The sequence below is a fragment of the Gimesia chilikensis genome (assembly GCF_008329715.1).
In the GTDB taxonomy this organism is placed as follows: domain Bacteria; phylum Planctomycetota; class Planctomycetia; order Planctomycetales; family Planctomycetaceae; genus Gimesia; species Gimesia chilikensis.
The window spans coordinates 153,899-174,398 of record NZ_VTSR01000014.1 but is presented as its reverse complement, the minus strand read 5'-3'; the positions used below and the strand labels follow the sequence as shown (position 1 = coordinate 174,398).

The following is a 20,500-nucleotide window of genomic DNA, read 5'->3' as shown; positions in this document are numbered from 1 at the left end:
TCGACGCTGGATCAACTACACTCTGTTACCCGACGTGGTGTGTCAGGTCGGTGCCCCGTTTGCCGTCGAAGAATTCTTCGATGTTGGCGTAGGTGGTTTCGGCGATGTTATCCAGGGCCTCATTCGTCAGGAACGCCTGGTGCGAAGTGATCACGACATTATTGAATGTCATCAGTCGGGCCAGTACGTCGTCGTCGAGAACCTGATTGGAGATATCGTGGAAGAAAATACCCGCCTCTTCTTCATAGACATCCAGGCCGGCGTAGCCGATCTGGCCGGTCTTTAAGCCGTCGATCAGCGAGACCGTTTCGACCAGGCCTCCCCGCGAGGTGTTGATCAGCATCACCCCCGGTTTCATGCGGGCGATGGTTTCCTGGTTAATCAGGTGATAGGTCTCTTCGAAGAGTGGCACATGCAGCGTGATGACATCGGACTGGGAGAGCAGTTCGTCCAGAGCGACGTACTTTGTCTGTGGCAGGCTGGCGACTTCTGGATTTTCATGTACGTCATAGGCCAGCACATGACAGCCGAAGCCGGTCAGAATCTCGACGACACACTGCCCGATCTTCCCGGTGCCGATAACGCCGACAGTTTTGCCGTGCATGTCGAAGCCGGTCAGTCCATCCAGAATGAACGCCCCGGCCCGGTTCCGCAGGTATGCCTGGTGCAGATGACGGTTGAGCATCAGCATCAACGCCACGGTATGTTCGGCGACCGCATGCGGCGAATAGGCGGGCACCCGTACGACGCTGATGCCATATTTGCGGCAGGCTTCGAGATCGACATTATTGAAGCCGGCACAGCGGAGGGCGATCAGTTCCACGCCCAGTTCCGCGAGTCGCGCGATGACCGACTCGTGCGCTTCATCATTGACGAAGATGCAGACCACCTTGCAGCCCGCAGCCGCGGAGGCGGTCTGTTCATTGAGGGGCGATTCGATGGCGATCAACTGGAAGCTGTCGTCGTTTCGTGCGGAAAATGAATTGAGGTCGTACTGCTTCGCATCGAAAAAGGCAATCTGTCGGCGGCCCTCTGCGTCGTGCCCGTCCAACGGCTGAGTCGCGTGCAACTCAGCCAGCATGCGTTCGTACTTCAGCGGATTGAGGCCCGACTGCGACTGTAATTGTGCGATGAAATCCTCAAGCCTTTCCCGATCATTCCTGTCTGTCACTGCTGACAACCTTTTCCTAACTCTGACTACTGCGTGAACTCTGCGCGCCAGAGACGATTATAGAACAATGCGGCAGTTCTGAACATCGACCGCTGGACTGCAGATCGCGGCCTATTTCCGGATGGCTTCGATCATGATAGCCGGGGGCTGGTTGATCATGTCGGCCCAGTAATCTGCTTCGTCGGCTGCTTCCGGGGAGAGAGTGAGTGGATGAAAGGTAATGTCTTGAAAACCAGCCGACTCCAGGGCGGAGGCATAGGCTTCCTCGGGGAGGTAATAGTTCACGACTTCGAGCTGGGAGCCATCTTTGAGACGGCCCGTCCAGCGGATCAAAGCACCTTCGCGTACCTGGTCTTCGAGATGAATCTGGAAGCCGTACTTCTGGTAATCAAACTCGGGGAAGAAATAGAGCTGCGGATTGGTGGTCAGTGTGACGAGCCGTCCCCCGGGCCTGAGCTGACGCGCGAGGCCCCGGCACATGGCAGCCAGTTCCTCCCGGTCGTGGGCATAGACGAGTAGCCAGGCAGCGACCGCGAGATCATGGTCGAGCCGGGGGCCTTCTGCCCGCACGTCTTCGACGAGGTAGTCGATGCCCAGCGGTTCACGCTGTTCCCGCTCGGTTGCCAGATTGATCATCTCGTGGGAGACATCGGTGCCGACAATCGAGGTGGCCCCCAGTTGCCTGAGTTTGCGGGTGAAGAAGCCTTCGCCACAGGCGAGGTCGACGACCTTCAGGCCAGCCACGGGGCCGATGAGCTGGAGCAGCGAATACTCTTCGACCAGCGACCGCCAGGGGCGTCCTTTGACTTCGCGGTACTGCGCGGCGATTTTGTTATAGTCGGTGGTCATGGACGGGGTTCACTGTGATGGTTTTGATTACTACCACGAAAGACACGAATTATTTCGCATCCAGTTACCTGAAGAGTTTCTGCATAACATCAGTCGTAATTAATTTAGCATCTCGATTGTACCAGAGAGTGATGAAACCATAATCTGCAACCAGATCAGATATATGAAGATCATACTGCCGGGCATTTCCAACCGCCACGATCGACTTATAACCGGTCCCAAAATGGACATCAAACGGCGTATATAAGGCGCTTTTGGAGATGAAGATCAATTCAACGTCCACAGGAATAGACACCAGGCCATCCTCGTCGAAATCAAACTGATATTCACACTCCTCGATCAGATCCCGAGCATCGCTCATGATTTTTTCAGTTGGTAACAGTCGCTCAAGGGCTTGTATTAATTCCATTTCCGACATGGGACAGTCCTAGTAAAAAGTCCTCAGAGTGACAGTTCCTCAAAGCCGTCCAGGGGTACTTCCACACCGATGCCGAAGGGGGCGGCGTTAATCGAGGCCAGGTTGAGTTCGCCGTTTGTGATGTTGACGCGGGCATAGCCATTGTCCATCTCGGTGTAGAGGTCGCCGTGCTGGGCGAGCATCAGCTGGCTGATTGGTTTGGGGAATGGAGTCAGACCATGGAAGTAGTGGTGGCCGTTGCGTTCGACGGAGGTAATGCCCAGGGCTGCCTGGGCGGCGAGGTCCTGCAGCAGGGCGACCGGGCCGATATTCACCAGGTCTTCGCCACTCATCTGGTAGCGATTTGTGTTTTCGGTGGCGTTGCGGTGGTTGATCAGGCAGCGATGGGCGGTCGCCTTCAGGATGCCTTTGCAGTTCTTGTGGCTCGTCCCCGCGTAGCCGAGCTGGAGTGCCTGTTCGAGTGCGCTGAGATCGGCGTCGGATTCGTCGATGATCACCGGCGGCCCGTTTTCCCAGTCGGCAATGTGCGCGATGGCCGGGTCGAGGGCCACGCTACGATGCAGGGGCTGCTCGATGAAGATCAGGTTTTCAAAGAAGGCCGAGAGAGCCGCGTCGGCCTGAATGCCGTCCCAGAGTTCGACGAAGCGGGGGAACTCACGGTACTGCTCGTTGCCGTCCAGCGTGAAGGCGTAGTTGTTGCCGCAATGCGCGGTGATGACCTGAGCGATGGCGCGGAGCCGGTCCAGATCGAGGTCGACATCCCCCTGGGCCTTGAGTTTGAAATGCCTGAGTCCGTAGGCGCGGATGCAGTCTTCCAGCGTCTGTGGCAGGCCGTCGTTGATGCGGTTTTCCGGGGTGAGGTCGGCGGCGGTCAGGGGATCGGAAAGTCCGACCGTGTGGCGAGCGATGATTTTCGTGAGCGGTTGTGCGGGGAGGAACTCAGCCGGCGTGTGGCCTTTCAGTTCGGGATGAATGGCGGACAGATCGAGGCCGACGCGGTTCTCCCGTAACAGCGTGGCCAGGTTGCACCGTTCGGCCCGGGCGAGTGCGTCGAGCAGAGTCCGTTCGACCATCGTGACGCCGAACTGGGCCAATAATGAAGGGAAGCCCTGCTCCGCGGCCCAGGCGACCTGTGACTGGTAGACCTGTCGCCAGAAATCAAACGCGGGCGCAGGTGCCGCCTGTCGAGCGAACGCGACGGCCTGCCGGATGACCTGCAGCATTTCGTCGATTTCCTGGTCCGCCTGTTTTTCGGGTGACTTGTCGAACCAGCGGGGCAGCAGTCCCTCGGCGGCGATGCCGGTCACGACCTGCCCGCCGATTTCATAGCGGCACTTGAGGAAGACGTGCGGGGCCGCGGTCATGACGGCGATGCCGAACCGAAAGGGCATGCGGGTCTGCGTGTCCGTGCGATGGAGTGTGGCGTCGAGGAGTTTGAGTTCGGAAAGCATGGGCGCGTTTTCGTTGGTGGTTGTAGAAGCGTTGTAAGTTCTTTGCTGCATTATGATTGATTTGCGGGCAAATGTAAAAAGAGTGCAGGTTGAGACTCCCCAATGCGAGTTGAAGGTTCCTGAATTAGCTGTATCCCCTGCTGGGTGACCGTGTAGAATACAGGAATGAACCTCAAGAAAGTTTTAATGATCCTGACAGCGTTTTCCTACTCCCGGATATAGACGTAAGACATGAAACACGGACAAATCAACGCCATGGACCTCAGGGGCACCTGGCGGATCATTGTGATTGTGATCGTTTGCCAGTTTGTGGGAGGTGCGGTTTGCCTGGCGCTCTCCCTGCACCATTTCTGGTTCATGAACTTCTGGCTGGGAGCTGTCGCCGGCACGTTGCCGGGGTTCATCATCGGTGTTGTGTGGCAAATCAAGTCGGCGCCCACCAGTCGAGCGTGGATCGGAGTCGCCTGCCTGATGGGGCTACTCGCGGTCATCATCACCGGCATGGCCTTTGGCTTTGCCCTGCCCAGAATGCAGCGCGAGATGGCGAACCTGAAAGCCCTGAACCAGTTGCAGGATGAGCAGCTCAAACAAATCACCGTGTTTGATCGATCCGGAAAAAACCGCATGGCCCACTTCAAGGATCCCCAAATACTGACCGGCTTCGCAACAGGTATCGCTGATGCTGTGGGGCACGCTCCGAACCATCCACGCTACACCGCTTCGTGGTACACTGTGGTGGATGGTACAACGCGACATGAATTTGAACTGCACCTCAATCCCCGCTTCCCGCAGAGCGTGATCGGATACTTTGTTAAGAAGTCAGGCAATTCAACGTCCTACCAGGGATCGTTCGAAAGCAAGGGGCTTCGTCCCTGGGTGGAAAAGCACTTGCTGCAGGACAATACCGATTCCTGATTCCACCAGATTTATCAATCTGCGCGTTACTCTGCCTGAAACAAAATTAGTGACTGGATTAAGATTGAATGGACCTGGTACCTTTTATTGTTTGATTGAACCAGCAGGTAAATTCATGCAAACAGAAATTTTTGAGATCCAGTTGTATGAGATACTGTTTTCTGACGAGGGAAGATCACTTGAGTTAGATGCTACTCTGTCTGTCGGAAAGCATTGTACTCGATGGAGTAATCCAGGCATTTGTGCAAATCGGCTCGCACGTTTTCTTCTCGGAACTTTAGAATCCTTTTCGTGGGATAAACCATATAGCGAGTATGATCTCTCGACTGATGGCCAGCCTCTTATTGTCAACTGCAAATCGACTGAAGAGAACGGCGTGATCTTCTGCCTGTTGCAGACGGAAGCGGGGCTTCAACAACCGGTTCCTGTCCGGACAGGGCATATTCTAGAAGCACTTTCGAAGTTGCAAACAAAAATTCTGATTCACTGCTGCCATCATTTCTCCCAATCGACAACAGCTTTCTGGGCTCAATCTCTGGGTATGAAATCCGACGAACATGCGAAGTTCAAAGCAGGAGAACATGTCAGAACGGTTATCGGCGAGAACGTTAACACGGAACGAACAGGCTGGGTCTGGTCCAGCTGGCACCACCACGAACGGAACTGCACGGTTTACCAATTACTGATAAATCAATCGGTGTCTCGGAAATGGTATTTTGAGGATGATTTAGAGCGAAGTTAGAAATCTTCTTCCCAGTGACTTTAACACAGCAGGTCTCTCGGGAATTGCAGAAGGTTGTTGATTGCACGGGAAGAGGAGGTTTCAGGCAGCCAGCAACTCCGATGTCCTCTGAAATGCTGCTGGCTTAATTCGGACGACTAACCCCTGTCGCGGATGATCATGTCGATCGATTCTGACAATTCCGGTTCGCCCCAGCCTTCTGTGTCGAGATCCGGAAATTCGCCTAGTATTCGATGACGCAATACCTGACGTCGCTGCATACACAATTCCTCATAGGGATCTTCCTCATCAGCATCTTCTTCGTCACCCCAATCCGATCTGGGAACCAGCAGTGCTGCGTTGATTCTGCCATATTTCAGAATTTGCTCTGCTTCATGTGAGTCCAGTTCTGGTCTTGTGGTCCATTTGAAAATATTGAGGTTCATATCTCTCACGAAGAAAGTTACGTCACCATATTCTCCACCATCCCAGGCCCAGACCGGCATCGGACGGGGATGAACCTGCGAAATCAGCTGGATCACCGCAGCGGCATCAAAATGCTGCCAGAGATGTGAGGAAAGATAAAACAACTGCGCGATGGTACCACGGGCAGAATTCAGACAGTTAAAAGCGAGAAACTCAATCGGATCAACTTCTTGTGTGCGGTTCTCAACCAGTTCAGCGAGTTCCAGACTGGATGAAGTCCAGAAGGACTGATTAATCAGCTCTCTGATTTCTTGTGAGATTTCTGGAATATCCATTGGAGGTTCTTTCAGCCGGATGTTGAATCAGAATCAGGTGGGGAGGCAGAGGCTTCTAATCCGGCAATGAACGGGATTGTGTTGGTTTCCCAGTCGGGATTGTGAGCCATAAATCCCTGCAGTTGAGGTAAATATCGAAAGTCCAGGAAATCAACACACTCGGCCAGTTCCTGATCTGGCACTTCACGCATGATGAGTTTCGAGAACAGCTCGCCCAACATTTGCTGATATGTGGAACCGAGCACATCGCAATCGTCGGGGCCATCTTCCAGGTAGTTGCGGATAAATATTCCCGTGACTGACAGATAGCCCACGATCGATTCGCCATTGGTCTGCCAGAGAATGACGAGTTCGTCCGGCGAGGGAAATCCTTCAGGGTGCATCAGGAAAGCCTCAAAGAATGAAGAGGGATCCTGTAAGGTGTAACGCAATTGTGCCGGAACGTCTCCGTCCCAGATTTTCAGTAAATTCTGTGGCAGTCCTGCCGCCTCGATTGCGTCAACCAGTTGCCGTTTATTTTGAATCATGTGATTTCCAGGTTTTCCCTCAGTCAGGCTCTGTAAACAGACTCCTCGAAATTTCTAATGCTTCATTCTGTTCTATCATACCAACCCGTGATCCGGTTAATTCTGGTTCTGGAGGTAGGTCGCATTAAAGGAATCCAGCACGTGTGTCAGATCATCGTCCAGGTGTGCGCGGGCCTGCGTGGCGATTGTTGCGGGAACGCCGTGGTACAGGGCTTCGGCGATGGCACCGGCGATTGAGGCCAGCGTGTCACAGTCACCGCCGAGAGAGACGGCGAGGCGGACCGCGTTTTCGAAGTCAGTCGATTCCAGGGCAGCTAGGATCGCCTGGGGGACAGACCCCTGGCAGGAGGAATCGAAGTTGTAAGTCCAGCGGATACGTTCGATGGTGTCGTCCAGATGGTAGTTGAACCGCCCGGAGATAAAGTGCGCGATCTCCTGTTTTGTCGAACCGGTGCGTGCGAGGAAGATGCTGGCGGCCACGGCCTGGGCTCCCTTGATGCCCTCGGGATGATTGTGTGTGACGGCTGCCGTCTCTCGGGCATAGTGCAGTACTTCATCCAGTGAAGAGTACGCCCAGGCAACCGGGCTGACGCGCATCGCGGAACCGTTGCCGAAGCTGTTGTAGGGCAATTCATCCTCGCCGAAGGCCCATTCCAGATAAGCTTTCCCGTAGCCGGCCCGGGGATAGGTCTGCGTGTAAGACTTGAGCGTTTCCACCAGGTTGCCGCCGTTGAGCAGATAATCTGCGACAGCGACCGTCAGCACGGTATCATCCGTAAAGCGGGCCTTCCGCGCGAACAGCGGTTCAAAGTCGGTATGCCGCTCGAGCATCCACTGTTTCCGTCCTTCGTAAACGGAGCCGATGATGTCACCCGCGATCGCACCCAGCATGTTTTCTCCGATGATAAGATTCGTATCTCTGACTGTAACCGTAATCTTAGAAGCAAGCAGCACCGGGCGTTACAATTCTGCACCGTCCCTGGCTATTTCATAATGAGATAGATACCCACGCCGATCATAAGCATCCCGCACAGAATGCGGATCCAGCCCATTTGGACGGCTGAGGTGCCTTCGTAGTCGGTCTTGATTCCCAGCATCTTGCCGCCGATTGTTTTTTTGCCTTGAGCCGTCCGATTGACAATATTATGGCGGCCCATCAGGATTAAAACGGTCCCCACCACAAACGGAACGATCGCGTGAATGGCAACACTCTCGGTTTTCTCTTCCTGGGCCAGGATCAACAGGGACAGTAACTCATGCATCATGGGAATTCCTCATGCTGGTGCGATAGTCATGCGAGCGGACAGAGGCGCACTTCCCTCAAAGCGCAACGTGGCCTCCGTCGTTGATCATTACTGTGCCTGCGATTACATGAGACTCGAAATTAGTGCGGAGGGCAACTGTGACAACAAAAGAACCGGAGAATTCAAATCTTTTGTTGAAAGCGCTTTCTTACCCCCTTTTATTCTTCAGCGGAAACTTTCAACGGCGGTCGATAGATCCGGAAGGCTTTGACGGGGAGTTTGCCTGGGGTCTGTGGCTTGAGTGTCAGGCTGTGGTCGCCGTTTTTGAAGCCCTGGGCGAGGACTGTGGGATATTCTTTGGCAGGGTCTGTGACCGCCGGGGATTGCCAGACGTCTACAAACAGCGGTTTTGTTTCCCAGGTGACTTTGTAATCCTCAGGCAGACTCTGTTTGCGATACCGCAGGGACCAGTTGACCATCCACATCCGGGGTTCGATCACCACGCGACCGGAGTGGGAAACGAAACGCTGTTTGTGATCGCCGGTGCCGTCGGGACCCGTTTTGGAGCCGCTGACTTCATACCGCAGCACATCCTTTTCCAGATCGCATTCGAAGATGCGGGCGGTCCAGGTTTCCACCTGCAGCGGGGCCCGATGATCGATGCGATTGAAGGCCGGGCGTCCCGCGACGGGCGTGGGGCTGGGGCGGGTATGATAATAGAGCTCCTGGAATTGTGAGGGGGATTTCCCGTCCAGCAGCACGTCAGCTTTCGCTGCGTCACTGGGAGCAACGTCACCGGGAGCTGCGATCACGTCGATGCGGTTGCCCTGAAAATTCAGGGTCAGGGAGCCGTCGTCTTTGTGCTGGAGACGGGGATCATTCACGGGGATTTCGGTAACAAGGTCTTTCCACTTGTCATCGGGAAAGCTGGGATCATAGCGGAGATGCGGTTTGACCAGCTCGGCGATGAGGAAGTTTCCTAATTTGTTCGGGTGCACCGTGTCGCGGAGGGTGTCTTTCACCACCAGGTTATTTTGTTTGAGATAATGTTGCATGCCGGTGCGGACGTCGGCCACTTCACAATTGAGTTCGCGGCCCAGGCGAAAGTAGAGATCGGAAATCGCCTGATCCTGCGCGTCTTTGGCCAGCACGTCGGGATGCTGCGGATCGCCGTCCGGCGGGACGGTACTCGGCCAGCGCAGGTTACTGGTCCAGAGCAGGACCTCGGCGGTGGTCCGCTCACGGATGCGGCGGATGATTTTTTCCTGGTGGCCGGTTTCCACCCCGGACCAGACGTGAAAGATCACCAGGTCCGGGTAGAAGGGATAGAGATCAAATTCGGCGGTGTTGATCAGGACCGGTCCGCCATAGCCGCCGATGGCGCGATTTTCGATTTCGAGGTCGGCGTGCGGAAACCGCTGGCGGAGGTCATTCGCCACGTCTTCCCACCACGGATTGCGGGTGACGGACTGGCCGTAGAACAGGATGCGGACCCGATTGCGTCTTTCCGGCGTGCTGGTGGCCAGCAGGGTCATGGTCCGCTGAATGTTCGCCCCGAAGGTCGCCGGATCGCCGGCGGGTTTCACCGGAGCGAATTTCGGGGTTTGCTGTGCGAAGAGGTCAGAACTCCAGGCGACCAGGGCCAGAGACAGGATCAACGTGGACCGTAACAGCTGCATCAGGATGTTCCTCAAAGCGCGTCGATTAACAGGGGTGCAGACAGAGGCGCACGGAGCAGGAAGTTGCCACGTGGTTTCTGACTGGGGGAATTACTGTGTCTGTGGTTCTATGAGAATCGAATTTGAGACAGGGGGCAACTGTGGGGAAGGAATTTGGGTGGGAATTAATGAACCGGGGCCGCTGGTGGGATATTTGAATCGGGTTTGTGGGGCAGATAAAGATGCAAGTCTCAATGATTAATGGAGCTGATAACATTATCATCCAATATTATTATTTTACATGAGACCACCAGCAATTATTGGATCTAGACCAGCACACCTTCGTATGAAAGTTGAATTGAATGCACGTTCTCAACGAAGATCGAATCAGTGAGATTGATGAGTTGGCCATCCGGTCTGAGCTCAAACAATTATTTGCTGGCACTCTTCAGATTGGCCCGTTTCAAGAATACTTTGAACAACCGTCTAACTTTTATTCTCAGGGATGGCCTGACAAGCCCGGCGACTGGACAACCTTTTTCGAGCGAAAATTACTTCCTCTGTGGCAGCACTCAGAAAAACTTTACGCACTCGATTTGAATAGCAATCCCCATGAATGCATTTCATGGTATGCGGAATGCCCGAATGAGTATGAAACGATTCGTTCGATAGACAACGCCATCTTCGAGATGATTGTGCTGCATGTCTGGGAATACGGCGGCGATAGACAAGAAGCAAATGAGGCGATTGTTTTTGCAGAACTCGTTGGCTTACCCAACATCGATGGTCTACGGACATTACTAAGCAACTATGCGGAATGTACTGAGACTATGATCCAGGGCTATCGTTCGTCTCTTTGATATAAATGGTGCGTAGTTTGAAAAGGGGTTAGACCTGGTCTGCTTTGAGCCGTTGAGCTAACAGTCTCCCCAACTCTTCCAGATGATTCACATAACCATCGAAGAATTTAGGATAAAACATTGCATCAGGTCCTGCTGTCTTGACCATTTCGATCATTGTTCCGAGAGCATTTTCGATCAATTTCAGATCAGCAATGGGTGCTTCCTCAAGGCTTAAGAATCCACCATTCACTTCCATGAGAGAATTGCGGAACAACTCACTTAACTTTTCATCCTGTTCGTTCAGAAGCACGGCTAGATGCTCCAGCGCAGCATCATAAATCCAGCCGGCTGGCATCCAGCATAAGTCTTGTGATAATACCAGTGTTCCTGCCATTTTTAACTCAGTTTGTTTCGAGGTGTTATTTTATTGTTTGCGAACCCATAGGCTATAAAATAGCTCTAAACTTAAGACATTAGAAACTCAGTTGAACTAAACAGGAGCATTTAAATGGATTTCAGACCGTGGATGATAGAAGCAGCATATGATTTCATTCGAAGTTCACGCCTACTTTGGGATAATAACCTCTATTCTCCTTCTATGGTTAACGTTGGTGTCGGTCTGGAAATCTTGTTCAAGAGCTTCAATGCTGAGATTGATGGCCCTCAGAGTACAACAGACGAGCCATATATGGCCGAACATTATCGATACGCAGGCGCTCACACTCACAATCTTTCAGAGCTGTTTGATAAAATACCAAAAGCGATACGCAATCAGCTTGGGATTCAACCATATCGAGACTACTTAATAGATAAATTCGACACACTATTCGTTTCTGCACGTTACCCTTATGAAAAAGAGGCACTCTCTGGAGGTACGGAAGCAATTATTGACGTTGCGGAGGAGATAATTGCAAAAATAATTGCATTTTATAAACTTGAGGGATGTGACGACAAATGGATTCGAGATTTCCCTGATGTAGTAATAACTGGGAATAAATGAACCATAGAATACTCGTTTTGTTCCTCAGTTATATTCTCTGGTACTTATTCCCCCTGCAGGCGTTTCTGTTCTGAATCGAACCAGTCGAGAAACTGTCTGACCGTGTCGCAGAATTCCGCTTGATTGATGGTAGCTGCTCCTTGTGGGCCATTGTTGTGCTGGTAGTCGCGGAGTTTGTAAAGGATCGTGACGGTGCCATTGGGTCGACGGACTAAGAATGAAAAATAACCGTTGAACTGTTCTCCCGACTGGTTGTCCAGGAAGTAGAACTTTCCAAATCGAATCAGTCCTCGGCCTGCTTCCGCATTGCTGCTGCCTCCCTGCCAGAGTACCTCATATAATTTCTGGAAGATCTGCTCGTCGGACCAGTCGTGAAAGGCCTCGTCCCAACGGGATTCGAGGGACTCGACCAAGGTAGAAAACTGACGGTAAACGGGAAAGAGCGCGCAGTTTTCGTCAGCATAATCGCCGATGGTCGCCTCTGGCAGGCGAATACACATTCGCCCCCAGACGGCTGACGGGACCGTCAGGTGGGGTTCGTTCATGACGTCGATGGCAAAAGTGGACGGGTTTCCAAAACGCATGTTTGTGATTCCAGGCTGGTTTTCTGGTATTGTTTTTACCGGAGGCTGAGCGTGCATTGTCTTGAAATGTGTCAGTCCAAGCCGAGGTCTTGTATAAATCGGGCGGAGGGAACAACCTCGTCATCATCGACGCCGAGTTGATCGATAACAATTTCTTTGATGATTGAAAACACGGTGTCGTAATCTGTTTCGGCAGGTGGATTCGTTGCGACAGTCACTCCCACGATCCGTTTTGTGATCTCTCCAAACGTCGTATATCTGTCTGGCGTCCGGGTCCGCATGCTTAGAGTGAGCCAATGGAGAATAATGCCCAATGCGATAGTTGCCAACCAGATCAACGCCAGTATTTCAATGTGCCACGGAAGGAATGCCATCAACACAATCGGGAAACTCAGAACGAACACTATCAGAGTCTTGCGCAACCAGGCAGGTCGTCTCAGCTCACGCGGATGCGATTCCAGCAACTCGGGTAGTTGCTGCCAAAGACGTTTTCGATCAGATTCATCCAGCACTGTTTCGACATTGTCTCGTGGGCGTAATCGCAGGTCAGGATCATTTCTGATCTCACGCACGAGACATCGCAACGAGAGAAAACTGGACAACGAAGGGCAACACACTGTCTCAGCGGCGTGAATGCGATCGAGGCAGAATCCAACCAAATCATCAACCGTGCGTATTTCTGAATAGACGGAGTCCGGTATCGTGATACCGAATCTGTCTTCAATCGCCATGACAAGTTCGACGCCATCAAGACCCATGATTTAAGCTCATCACATCAAACGGGATTTTGGGTTCGTGGGACCTTTATTTGTTTGATATTTATCTGAAAGGATTTAGGTGGATATTAAATAGTCGCTCAGTATCTACCGGATAATGATGCTTATTTTTTACCAGACCCCATTGTTTGAGCCAATCTGCAGTTGAATCCTCTGCAGCTGAACCCTGACTTGGTCCAGTTGCAATAATGATGTCTCTATCTTCAACTTCTTGCTCCCTGAAATAGTTCAACCTGCGTACATTATCGGGAGCAAATCCAAACCCAAATACCACAACCCTGTCAGCTTCATTTAGCAGATCTGAAGCACGTTTGAACTCATTCGTCTTCTCTTCCACTTCTGAAATAATCTTTATGTCTTGTCCCCGTTCATAGAAGTTAGTGGTATCTCCGTATGGAGACTCTGGATATTTCCCAAGAGTTCCATGTACATGAACAATCGGTATTGATTCAGTCAAAATATCCCAAGCTTTAGATGGCTCTATTTCAAATTGATTTTCAATATATTTATGAAGTCTGTAATCTATCGATCTATCATAGTTAAATGTGACAATAGAAAGCTTGTTCTCTTTTAACTTGTCTGGATGATTAACATGGATTGAAGATATTAACTTGTCATACCATCCACCTTGAGAAGTGATTATCCAATCTTTTTCACAGCTCGCCAGGCAACGACAGATCAAGTATTTTCCTGTTTTGATAAACTCTCGGTGCTTCTCAAGAAAAGCATCTGGTGATGACCAATTTCCATGGGCAAACCTCTCATAGAATAATAGAGGATCCTCTTCACTCCTTATGAACTCTTCAGGCCAAGTTTGTTTATTTCTTAAATCACGAAGAATGTCGAGAATATCAATTCGCAACTTGGCACCGAGAGGAAATCCAAGATGCGCACTGGCACCAGCTCCTAAAAGTAAACACGTCTTTTTAGATAACATTAAATATCTCTTACCTCATATTTAGTAGCAATCACATTTTTGAAGCCTGCTCAACTATCAGGTTACCAGTTTTTCTCGCTGTGGGGCAGAGCCTTTCTGGTAATTGCCAGTTGTTTCTGCTGTTGGTTTTTACCGGCGGCTAGTGCCTTGCCGCTCAGGGTTGGTGGGGGTTTGCTGAGCACTGTTGGACGAGCCAACAGTGCCACCCGGTGAGGATCGTTTCAACCGCGTCTAACGCTCTGCGGCTGATTGGTCTTTCCGGCTGGTGAGTCCCCCAAAACAAGATCCGTTGTCTGGCTGTTGGTTGGGTTCATCTTGTGTTACTCAGGGCTTCGTTTGTCGTTCGAGCAGTAGGCCCTGGTAGCCGGTGGGGATCAGGAGTTGGCTGTTCCAGAAGCGGCAGGCGCCGGGGTGTCCCTTTAGATCGTATTCGCGGAGGGGTTTGGGGTGCTGGATGTCGGTGATGTCGTAGAGTTCTACCTTCTGATCGGGGCGGCGGGAGAGGGCCAGTTGTTTGCCGTCGGTGGTGGGGCGGCCGCGGAGACGATGGCCGGGGACTGTGATGGCGGGCAGCTGACTGACTTCGCGCTGGTCGCCGGGGTCTAACAGTTGCAGCTTGCCATGTTTGATAAGCAGCAGTTTGTCGCCCCGCAGACAGACGCCGTCGGTAAAGCTGTAGCGCCGCTCGTCGGGGGTGTTGCCCTGGTAAACGGGTTTCTCGCCGGAGACGTCGTACCAGGCTGGTCCGCTGCGGTGCCAGTAGGCGACCAGGTAACGGCCCCCCAGCAGTTCGGGGACCAGCTGATCGCCGTAGAACAGGCCGACCTGGGAGTCTTTCAAGACCACCTTAGGGTGGGCGGGGTCCTGGAGGTCGGCGATCTCCACGGCTGAGCTGCCCCAGTGGTATAAGGCGAACCGCCCCGGGGCGGGACAGGCGACCTGTTTCACATTGCGGTTCTTCAACTGGAGGCGACCGATTTCGGTCAGTTTCAATTCGGGGCCGATGTCGTAGATGGCGAGCCCGGCGTCGTTCTCGGCGGCGTAGAGTCGCGAACCGGAGACGGCCAGGTGCATGACCTCGCCTTTACCTTTGGTCACGCTGACCGGCTCCAGGGTTTTGCCGAGCTGCACCGCATGAATTCCGGCACTGCCGCAGGCGGCCCAGGCGATGTCGCCCACGACGGTGGCAGAGCGGACCTGACCGCCGGGCTGGTAGGTGAGGAAACGGGGATCACCGGCCTGGTCTGAAGCGGCTTTCAGTTCGGGTGCCCGGTCCTGTTCGGGGATGACCGGAGTGGCGAGGCCGGGCGCGGGGACGACGTAGAGTCCGGTAAAGATGCCGGCGGCGTAGATCACTCCCTTGCCGAGGGCGATGCCGCCGACCGGGTCGGGGGTGTTGTCACTCTTTGACCTGGGTGGCAGGACGGCGTGGGCGACGATCCGCGGTTGCTTGATGTCGTGAATGTTGACGACGAAGAGTCCGTTCCAGGTGTCGGCGACGACACAGTGATCACCGGCGACGCGGGCGGTCCACATGTCGTTCGAGATGTGATAGGAGGCCGGGAACTTGACGCGGGAGACGAAGGTCGGCTGTTTGGGATCGGCGACATTGAAGATTTCGAGTCCGTGCCCTTGGCCGTCATCGCGGCTCCCCCGCGAATGGTGTCCGGTGGCGGCGAAGCAATAGTTGCCGCGGAGGCAGCCGCCGTCACCAAAGCCGTCGAGGGGGGCTTCACTGATGATCGTGGGCTGGCGGGGGTTGCGGACGTCGGCGATGACGAGTTTCCGGGGCGCCCAGTCGCCGATATAGAGGATGCCGTCGCGGGACCAGCAGGACTGGGCTTCGCCCGTTTTCAGCATGCTGACATGTTGCGGGGCGCGGGGGTTGGAGACGTCGATGATTTCGACGCCGTACTGCCGCGTGGCGACGAAGGCCAGAGAGCCGGAGACACTGATGCCGGTGGCCATTTCGACGGTGTCGTAGTGGCTCAGCAGTTGTGGTTTGTTCGCAGCGGAAATATCGACGAGCCAGAGTCCATCCTGGCGGGCCGTGATATAAGCGATGTTGTCTTTGATAAAGAGCTGGCGCGTGTTGCCCAGGCCGGAGAGTTCGCCGAGCGGGACCGGTTTTTCGGGCTGGGTGATGTCGAGCACGTGGAACTTGCCGCGTCCGGTGGCATAGAGTCGGTTGCCTGCCACGGCGACGGCCTGGCAGGCGTCGATGCCGTTGACCTTCCGGGGAGTTAATGCGGGGCCGTAGGTTTCTGTTGGTGCCGCAGGGAGGGAGTTGGCGGCGGTGATGACCAGGAGGCAGATGAGGAGTGCGAGGCGTGTGGGCATGAGAGTGTGCTCTGCGGGAGGGTTGCGGCTGGTTGGTGATGTCTGGATTTGATTATGCGGGGCTGGGACAGTGATGTCAATTTGTTTGGGGTTTGGTGTTCATCTCTGTGGGATGGTGGCGCTGTGGTAGAATGGCTGGTTTTGTGGTGGGGACGCTTTGCCTGGCGGGCGGACACATGGGTCCGCCCCTACATGGTTCTGTGAGCACTGTGGGAATGGGGCTTTTCAGGGCGTTTGGAAGCTTGCTCTGACGGTTTCCTGTTCGCTGCGCTCACCCCGAATTACATTCGGGGCGACCCTTGATTGCTGGTGAAGATTAGAACGGTTCATAAAAGTGACTTAGTTTTGTGAGTGCGTTGTCGAGGGCGTGTTGTTCGCTGTCGAAGAATTCTGCTTCCGTCTCTACCAGTTCTTCGACAGAGCCGATCATCTCGGTGGCAGTCGTGTTGGCCGAGAGGACATGCAGATCGCAATAAAAGGATCGTTCGACTGTGGCAAAGTATTGTGAAGTCCCCTGCTCGTTCCAGATTTCGATACGGAACCGGTATTCCTGATCGAGGTTATTGATGGGGTGCATGCGGGGGGTGCTTATCGTTTGTATGAGAATGTTTAAGTTCATCTTTGTTTTCCCGGGTTGGTGGTGTTCTTACCGGCCAGCGGACACATGGGGCCGCTCCTACATGGTTGAAAGTACCAGGCGTTTTGAATGTGAGGCGTTTGCTGATGAAGGAGATCATCGTGAATGGCGGGGGGAGGTCAAGGGGTTTCTGCTTCGATTTTGCTGTGAGTGGTGGTGAGTTTGCAGTGAGTGGGTGGCGAGTCTGGTTGAATGTGCTGCGAAATGATTTGAAATCATACGGGACAGCGGGAACCGGTTCATTTTGTTCTGGTGAAAAGCTGGAAAAATCGACGGCGATTCAGGTGGATCTGAGTCACTTAAGCGTCGTGTTCCAGTGCACGCATCGTCCGCCTCGCGCGCGAAGCACAATTGCAATAAAATATTCAACGGGGAGAGGAGATCAAGGTCCGTTTGAGCACTTACAGGTGGGGGAGGTTCAGTGGTTTGAGGTGGGAGAAGTGGGTTCGAATGGCACTGTCGGGCGAGCCGACAGATGGCACCCGGTGGTTGGTTGGGGTGGGTGGTTGGCAGGAGCGTTTGGGAGTTTGCTCTGTCGGTTTCCTGTTCGCTGCGCTCACCCCGAATTGCATTCGGGGCTACCCGGGGGGATTGATCTGGGACCTGGGAATGTTTGATCTGAATTGTGCTTCGAGAGGCGGGCGGACACATGGGTCCGCCCCTACACGACTTCTGGTGGAGGGTGATTTCTTGATTCACTGCGCGCGAAAACAGGGAGCACGAAAAACGTACTCCCTGTTTTGCTTGAGCAGATCTAACCGAAGCTCTGTTCTGGTATCAGTCTCCGAAGGCGCCGTCGAAGGCGATGTCGGAGGGGGCGAAGTCGACGTTCTTGGTGAACTGGCAGGCTTCGCGGGCGCCCATTTCGCGGTTCATGCCCATGTCTTCCCATTCGATGGAGAGGGGGCCGGCGTAACCGATGTCGTTGAGGGCGCGGATGATTTCTTCGAAGCGGACGCCACCGCGGCCGACGCTGCGGAAGTCCCAGCCGCGACGCTGATCGCCGAACGGGAGGTGACTGGTCAGGATGCCGGTGCGACCGTTGAGGGTGACCGAGGCGTCTTTCATGTGAGCATGATAGATGCGATCGGGGAAGTAGCGGATGAACTCAACCGGATCGACGCCCTGCCAGATGAGGTGGCTGGGGTCGAAGTTGAAGCCGAACTCTTCGCGGTTGTCGAGCGCCTTGAGGGCGGCTTCAGCGGAGTAGATGTCGAAGGCGATTTCCGTGGGATGGACTTCGAGGGCGAACTTGATGCCACATTCCTGGAAGACGTCGAGGATCGGGTTCCAGCGGTCCGCGAGGAGCTGGTAACCGGCGTCGATCATTTCCCGTGGTGTGGGCGGGAAGTCGTAGAGCAGGTGCCAGATGCTGGATCCGGTGAAGCCGTTGACCACGCTGACGCCGAGCTTCTGAGCGGCGCGGGCGGTGTTCTTCATTTCCTCGATGGCGCGTTCGTTGACGCCGGCGGGATCGCCGTCACCCCAGACGTATTCGGGGAGGATGGCCTGGTGCCTTTGATCGATGTTATCGAGGACGGCCTGTCCGACGAGGTGGTTGGAGATCGAGAAGAGCTGCAGGTCGTATTTTTCGAGCAGTTCCCGTTTGCGGTTGCAGTAGGTGTCGTCGGAGAGTGCTTTGTCGACTTCGAAATGGTCTCCCCAGCAGGCCAGTTCCAGACCGTCATAGCCGAATTCCTGGGCTTTTTTGCACATTTCTTCAATCGGGAGGTCGGCCCATTGTCCGGTGAATAGCGTTACAGGGCGTGCCATAAGAAGATCCTTTCAAAATGTCACATCTGGGAATGGAAAAATCGCTCTTCACACTAGACCAGCGGGGTCAGAAAGTCAAACGAACACGCACTTGTCGGAAAGAGGGGGTAAAAAAAGGGGATGGCAGACTCCAACCGGGTAAGAAAATTGATTATTATCGGGGCCACTTCCAAGCCGAATAACACAAGCTTACTTAGAAATTCGCTGCCCAGTGGGTGGCGTACTATCTCGAATACGAAGGTTCCATTATGTCAGAACAGAGTCCCCCGCTGGTGGGCGTGATCATGGGCAGTCAATCCGACTGGGATACGATGAAGGAAGGGGCCGCGCTGCTGGAGCAGTTCGGCGTGGCGCATGAGTGCCGCGTGGTCTCGGCTCATCGGACGCCCGACTGGATGAACGAATACGCCAAGGCCGCGGAGGAGCGTGGGATCGAAGTGATCATCGCGGGTGCCGGGGGTGCAGCGCATCTGCCGGGGATGGTTGCGGCGCAGACGGTGCTGCCCGTACTGGGCGTGCCGGTGAAGAGCCGGGCTCTGCAGGGTCTGGATTCGCTGCTGTCGATTGTCCAGATGCCGGGAGGCGTGCCGGTAGGGACGCTGGCGATTGGAGAATCGGGGGCGAAGAACGCGGCGCTTTTGGCGATACGGATCCTGGGTAACTCGCGGCCCGAGCTGCGGGAGAAGATGAAGGAATTCTGTCAGAATCAGACCGACAGCGTACTGGAAAATTCAAAACTATGAGTGAGCTGATTCCCCCTGGAGCGACCCTGGGCATGCTGGGCAGCGGCCAGCTGGGCCGGATGTTCGCCATCGAAGCCCGCCGACTGGGTTATAACGTGCACGTCTTTTCGCCCGAGCGCCTGACGCCGACCGGCCAGGTGGCGGACAAGGAAGTGGTCGCAGACTATGACGATCTGGACGCGGTCGCGGAGTTCGCCAAGAACGTGGATGTGATCTCGTTTGAATTCGAGAACGTGTTGTCGGTGACAACCGATGCCGCTTCGCAATATGCGCCGGTACGTCCGGGCGCACATGTGCTGCATGTGGCCCAGAACCGGATCCGGGAGAAGTCGGACCTGCGTGATGCGGGGATTCCGGTGACGCCGTTCGCGGTGGTGAAGTCGGTGGAGGAACTGAAATCCGCGATTGACGAACTGGGATGTCCGGCGGTGCTGAAGTCGGCGACGTCGGGCTATGACGGCAAGGGGCAGGTGAAGATCGACGCGCCCGAGGAAGCAGAGTCGGCGTGGAACGAAGTTGGTGCGGACGAGACGATCCTGGAAGCGTTCATCGATTACACGTGCGAACTGTCGGTGGTAGGCGTGCGGGGACTGGACGGCGAGTTCGCCTGGTATGGTCCGATGAAGAACGATCATGCGAATCATATTCTGGATATCTCGGTGTTTCCGTCCGGACAGAGTGAGAAGGTGAATCAAGAGGCCGTAGAGATCACACGGGCCGTCTTTGAGCGGCTGGATGTGGTGGGCGTGCTGTGCGTCGAGTTCTTTCTGACCGCAGATGAGCGGCTGATGATCAACGAGATTGCACCGCGGCCGCATAACTCGGGGCACCTGACGATTGACGGGCACGTGTCGTGTCAGTTCGAGCAACAGGTGCGGGCGATCTGCGGATTGCCGCTGGGTTCGACTCAATCACTGGGACCGGCGGCGATGGCGAACCTGCTGGGCGATCACTGGGAGCCGGGTCCGCCCGACTGGAATGCGCTCAAGCAGTTCCCCGATGTGAAAGTGCATCTGTACGGCAAACGGGAATCGCGAATTGGTCGCAAGATGGGACACCTGACGGTGCTGGGTGAGACGCCCGAGGCAGCCGTCGAACGGGTGAAGCAGGCACGGGCCGCGATCTTTCACGGTTGAAGTTGTGCGTGAGGAAG

23 protein-coding genes and 1 pseudogene are annotated in these 20,500 nt (G+C 54.4%); 6 read left to right on the top strand and 18 right to left on the bottom strand.

Annotated elements, in window-relative coordinates; translation table 11 throughout:
* Positions 1-25: 25 nt before the first annotated feature.
* The 4 genes from FYZ48_RS19005 to FYZ48_RS18990 form a co-directional block, all read right to left on the bottom strand.
* Positions 26-1,081 (bottom strand): 2-hydroxyacid dehydrogenase, encoded by a 1,056-nt coding sequence (locus tag FYZ48_RS19005; RefSeq protein WP_390625133.1) that lies wholly within the window; start codon positions 1,079-1,081, stop codon positions 26-28.
* Positions 1,082-1,282: 201 nt separating this feature from the next.
* Positions 1,283-2,020, bottom strand: coding sequence for a class I SAM-dependent methyltransferase (locus FYZ48_RS19000; RefSeq protein WP_149343252.1), 738 nt, complete (start codon positions 2,018-2,020; stop codon positions 1,283-1,285).
* 64 nt (positions 2,021-2,084) lie between these two features.
* Positions 2,085-2,438 (bottom strand): hypothetical protein, encoded by a 354-nt coding sequence (locus FYZ48_RS18995; protein WP_149343250.1) that lies wholly within the window; start codon positions 2,436-2,438, stop codon positions 2,085-2,087.
* A gap of 23 nt (positions 2,439-2,461) precedes the next feature.
* Positions 2,462-3,889, bottom strand: coding sequence for a hypothetical protein (locus FYZ48_RS18990; RefSeq protein ID WP_149343248.1), 1,428 nt, complete (start codon positions 3,887-3,889; stop codon positions 2,462-2,464).
* Between the two features lie 231 nt (positions 3,890-4,120).
* Here FYZ48_RS18990 and FYZ48_RS18985 point away from each other — a divergent pair, with 231 nt between their 5' ends.
* Complete coding sequence (locus FYZ48_RS18985) at positions 4,121-4,804, top strand: hypothetical protein (protein WP_149343246.1); 684 nt, start codon at positions 4,121-4,123, stop codon at positions 4,802-4,804.
* A gap of 115 nt (positions 4,805-4,919) precedes the next feature.
* Positions 4,920-5,546 (top strand): dual specificity protein phosphatase family protein, encoded by a 627-nt coding sequence (locus FYZ48_RS18980; RefSeq protein ID WP_149343244.1) that lies wholly within the window; start codon positions 4,920-4,922, stop codon positions 5,544-5,546.
* Positions 5,547-5,683: 137 nt separating this feature from the next.
* Here the strand turns inward: FYZ48_RS18980 and FYZ48_RS18975 are convergent, their stop codons facing one another.
* The 5 genes from FYZ48_RS18975 to FYZ48_RS18955 all read right to left on the bottom strand — a co-directional run bounded on the left by FYZ48_RS18975 (position 5,684) and on the right by FYZ48_RS18955 (position 9,736).
* Positions 5,684-6,286 carry a hypothetical protein gene (locus FYZ48_RS18975; protein WP_149343242.1) on the bottom strand — a complete coding sequence of 201 codons (603 nt, stop codon included), beginning with the start codon at positions 6,284-6,286 and terminating at the stop codon, positions 5,684-5,686.
* Between the two features lie 11 nt (positions 6,287-6,297).
* Positions 6,298-6,813: a hypothetical protein gene (locus tag FYZ48_RS18970; RefSeq protein WP_149343240.1), complete on the bottom strand. Its 516-nt coding sequence runs from the start codon at positions 6,811-6,813 to the stop codon at positions 6,298-6,300.
* 96 nt (positions 6,814-6,909) lie between these two features.
* A complete protein-coding gene (locus FYZ48_RS18965) occupies positions 6,910-7,704 on the bottom strand; it encodes an ADP-ribosylglycohydrolase family protein (protein WP_149343238.1) in 795 nt (264 codons plus the stop codon).
* A gap of 92 nt (positions 7,705-7,796) precedes the next feature.
* Entirely contained in the window at positions 7,797-8,078 is a 282-nt protein-coding gene (locus FYZ48_RS18960) for a hypothetical protein (RefSeq protein WP_149343236.1), read from the bottom strand.
* Positions 8,079-8,275: 197 nt separating this feature from the next.
* Positions 8,276-9,736, bottom strand: coding sequence for an SGNH/GDSL hydrolase family protein (locus tag FYZ48_RS18955; RefSeq protein WP_149343233.1), 1,461 nt, complete (start codon positions 9,734-9,736; stop codon positions 8,276-8,278).
* 341 nt (positions 9,737-10,077) lie between these two features.
* Between FYZ48_RS18955 and FYZ48_RS18950 the strand changes: the two genes are divergently transcribed.
* On the top strand, positions 10,078-10,575 hold the full coding sequence (locus FYZ48_RS18950) for a hypothetical protein (RefSeq protein WP_149343231.1): 498 nt from the start codon (positions 10,078-10,080) through the stop codon (positions 10,573-10,575).
* Between the two features lie 28 nt (positions 10,576-10,603).
* On the opposite strand, the gene FYZ48_RS18945 is transcribed toward FYZ48_RS18950, so the two are convergent.
* A complete protein-coding gene (locus FYZ48_RS18945) occupies positions 10,604-10,951 on the bottom strand; it encodes a hypothetical protein (protein ID WP_149343229.1) in 348 nt (115 codons plus the stop codon).
* 114 nt (positions 10,952-11,065) lie between these two features.
* Between FYZ48_RS18945 and FYZ48_RS18940 the strand changes: the two genes are divergently transcribed.
* The gene (locus FYZ48_RS18940) at positions 11,066-11,557 is read left to right on the top strand and encodes a hypothetical protein (RefSeq protein WP_149343227.1); all 492 of its coding nucleotides are present in this window, start codon (positions 11,066-11,068) and stop codon (positions 11,555-11,557) included.
* Positions 11,558-11,601: 44 nt separating this feature from the next.
* Here FYZ48_RS18940 and FYZ48_RS18935 read toward each other — a convergent pair whose 3' ends face one another.
* The 8 genes and pseudogenes from FYZ48_RS18935 to FYZ48_RS18910 form a co-directional block, all read right to left on the bottom strand.
* Positions 11,602-12,141, bottom strand: coding sequence for a hypothetical protein (locus FYZ48_RS18935; RefSeq protein ID WP_149343225.1), 540 nt, complete (start codon positions 12,139-12,141; stop codon positions 11,602-11,604).
* Positions 12,142-12,212: 71 nt separating this feature from the next.
* On the bottom strand, positions 12,213-12,899 hold the full coding sequence (locus tag FYZ48_RS18930; protein ID WP_149343223.1) for a phosphopantetheine-binding protein: 687 nt from the start codon (positions 12,897-12,899) through the stop codon (positions 12,213-12,215).
* A gap of 61 nt (positions 12,900-12,960) precedes the next feature.
* The gene (locus FYZ48_RS18925) at positions 12,961-13,854 is read right to left on the bottom strand and encodes a hypothetical protein (protein ID WP_149343221.1); all 894 of its coding nucleotides are present in this window, start codon (positions 13,852-13,854) and stop codon (positions 12,961-12,963) included.
* 62 nt (positions 13,855-13,916) lie between these two features.
* Positions 13,917-14,051 carry a hypothetical protein gene (locus FYZ48_RS29810; protein ID WP_261344365.1) on the bottom strand — a complete coding sequence of 45 codons (135 nt, stop codon included), beginning with the start codon at positions 14,049-14,051 and terminating at the stop codon, positions 13,917-13,919.
* A gap of 127 nt (positions 14,052-14,178) precedes the next feature.
* Positions 14,179-15,390: a hypothetical protein gene (locus tag FYZ48_RS29655; protein WP_242022707.1), complete on the bottom strand. Its 1,212-nt coding sequence runs from the start codon at positions 15,388-15,390 to the stop codon at positions 14,179-14,181.
* 375 nt (positions 15,391-15,765) lie between these two features.
* A pseudogene (locus tag FYZ48_RS29905) lies at positions 15,766-16,194 on the bottom strand (hypothetical protein); the annotation flags it as partial.
* 316 nt (positions 16,195-16,510) lie between these two features.
* Positions 16,511-16,813 carry a hypothetical protein gene (locus FYZ48_RS18915; RefSeq protein WP_149343217.1) on the bottom strand — a complete coding sequence of 101 codons (303 nt, stop codon included), beginning with the start codon at positions 16,811-16,813 and terminating at the stop codon, positions 16,511-16,513.
* Between the two features lie 795 nt (positions 16,814-17,608).
* Positions 17,609-18,604, bottom strand: a complete 996-nt coding sequence (locus tag FYZ48_RS18910) for a sugar phosphate isomerase/epimerase family protein (RefSeq protein WP_149343215.1) — start codon at positions 18,602-18,604, stop codon at positions 17,609-17,611.
* A gap of 248 nt (positions 18,605-18,852) precedes the next feature.
* Between FYZ48_RS18910 and purE the strand changes: the two genes are divergently transcribed.
* Positions 18,853-19,347 (top strand): 5-(carboxyamino)imidazole ribonucleotide mutase, encoded by a 495-nt coding sequence (purE, locus tag FYZ48_RS18905; RefSeq protein ID WP_149343212.1) that lies wholly within the window; start codon positions 18,853-18,855, stop codon positions 19,345-19,347.
* A complete protein-coding gene (locus tag FYZ48_RS18900; RefSeq protein ID WP_149343210.1) occupies positions 19,344-20,483 on the top strand; it encodes a 5-(carboxyamino)imidazole ribonucleotide synthase in 1,140 nt (379 codons plus the stop codon). The genes purE and FYZ48_RS18900 overlap by 4 nt, the downstream gene beginning before the upstream one ends.
* Positions 20,484-20,500: the final 17 nt, after the last annotated feature.

Coding starts and splice junctions, on each gene's coding strand:
- FYZ48_RS19005 (WP_390625133.1), bottom strand. CDS start 1,081: ATGCTGGCTGAGTTGCACGCGACTCAGCCGTTGGACGGGCACGACGCA.
- FYZ48_RS19000 (WP_149343252.1), bottom strand. CDS start 2,020: ATGACCACCGACTATAACAAAATCGCCGCGCAGTACCGCGAAGTCAAA.
- FYZ48_RS18995 (WP_149343250.1), bottom strand. CDS start 2,438: ATGTCGGAAATGGAATTAATACAAGCCCTTGAGCGACTGTTACCAACT.
- FYZ48_RS18990 (WP_149343248.1), bottom strand. CDS start 3,889: ATGCTTTCCGAACTCAAACTCCTCGACGCCACACTCCATCGCACGGAC.
- FYZ48_RS18985 (WP_149343246.1), top strand. CDS start 4,121: ATGAAACACGGACAAATCAACGCCATGGACCTCAGGGGCACCTGGCGG.
- FYZ48_RS18980 (WP_149343244.1), top strand. CDS start 4,920: ATGCAAACAGAAATTTTTGAGATCCAGTTGTATGAGATACTGTTTTCT.
- FYZ48_RS18975 (WP_149343242.1), bottom strand. CDS start 6,286: ATGGATATTCCAGAAATCTCACAAGAAATCAGAGAGCTGATTAATCAG.
- FYZ48_RS18970 (WP_149343240.1), bottom strand. CDS start 6,813: ATGATTCAAAATAAACGGCAACTGGTTGACGCAATCGAGGCGGCAGGA.
- FYZ48_RS18965 (WP_149343238.1), bottom strand. CDS start 7,704: ATGCTGGGTGCGATCGCGGGTGACATCATCGGCTCCGTTTACGAAGGA.
- FYZ48_RS18960 (WP_149343236.1), bottom strand. CDS start 8,078: ATGATGCATGAGTTACTGTCCCTGTTGATCCTGGCCCAGGAAGAGAAA.
- FYZ48_RS18955 (WP_149343233.1), bottom strand. CDS start 9,736: ATGCAGCTGTTACGGTCCACGTTGATCCTGTCTCTGGCCCTGGTCGCC.
- FYZ48_RS18950 (WP_149343231.1), top strand. CDS start 10,078: ATGCACGTTCTCAACGAAGATCGAATCAGTGAGATTGATGAGTTGGCC.
- FYZ48_RS18945 (WP_149343229.1), bottom strand. CDS start 10,951: ATGGCAGGAACACTGGTATTATCACAAGACTTATGCTGGATGCCAGCC.
- FYZ48_RS18940 (WP_149343227.1), top strand. CDS start 11,066: ATGGATTTCAGACCGTGGATGATAGAAGCAGCATATGATTTCATTCGA.
- FYZ48_RS18935 (WP_149343225.1), bottom strand. CDS start 12,141: ATGCGTTTTGGAAACCCGTCCACTTTTGCCATCGACGTCATGAACGAA.
- FYZ48_RS18930 (WP_149343223.1), bottom strand. CDS start 12,899: ATGGGTCTTGATGGCGTCGAACTTGTCATGGCGATTGAAGACAGATTC.
- FYZ48_RS18925 (WP_149343221.1), bottom strand. CDS start 13,854: ATGTTATCTAAAAAGACGTGTTTACTTTTAGGAGCTGGTGCCAGTGCG.
- FYZ48_RS29655 (WP_242022707.1), bottom strand. CDS start 15,390: ATGTGGACCGCCCGCGTCGCCGGTGATCACTGTGTCGTCGCCGACACC.
- FYZ48_RS18915 (WP_149343217.1), bottom strand. CDS start 16,813: ATGAACTTAAACATTCTCATACAAACGATAAGCACCCCCCGCATGCAC.
- FYZ48_RS18910 (WP_149343215.1), bottom strand. CDS start 18,604: ATGGCACGCCCTGTAACGCTATTCACCGGACAATGGGCCGACCTCCCG.
- purE (WP_149343212.1), top strand. CDS start 18,853: ATGTCAGAACAGAGTCCCCCGCTGGTGGGCGTGATCATGGGCAGTCAA.
- FYZ48_RS18900 (WP_149343210.1), top strand. CDS start 19,344: ATGAGTGAGCTGATTCCCCCTGGAGCGACCCTGGGCATGCTGGGCAGC.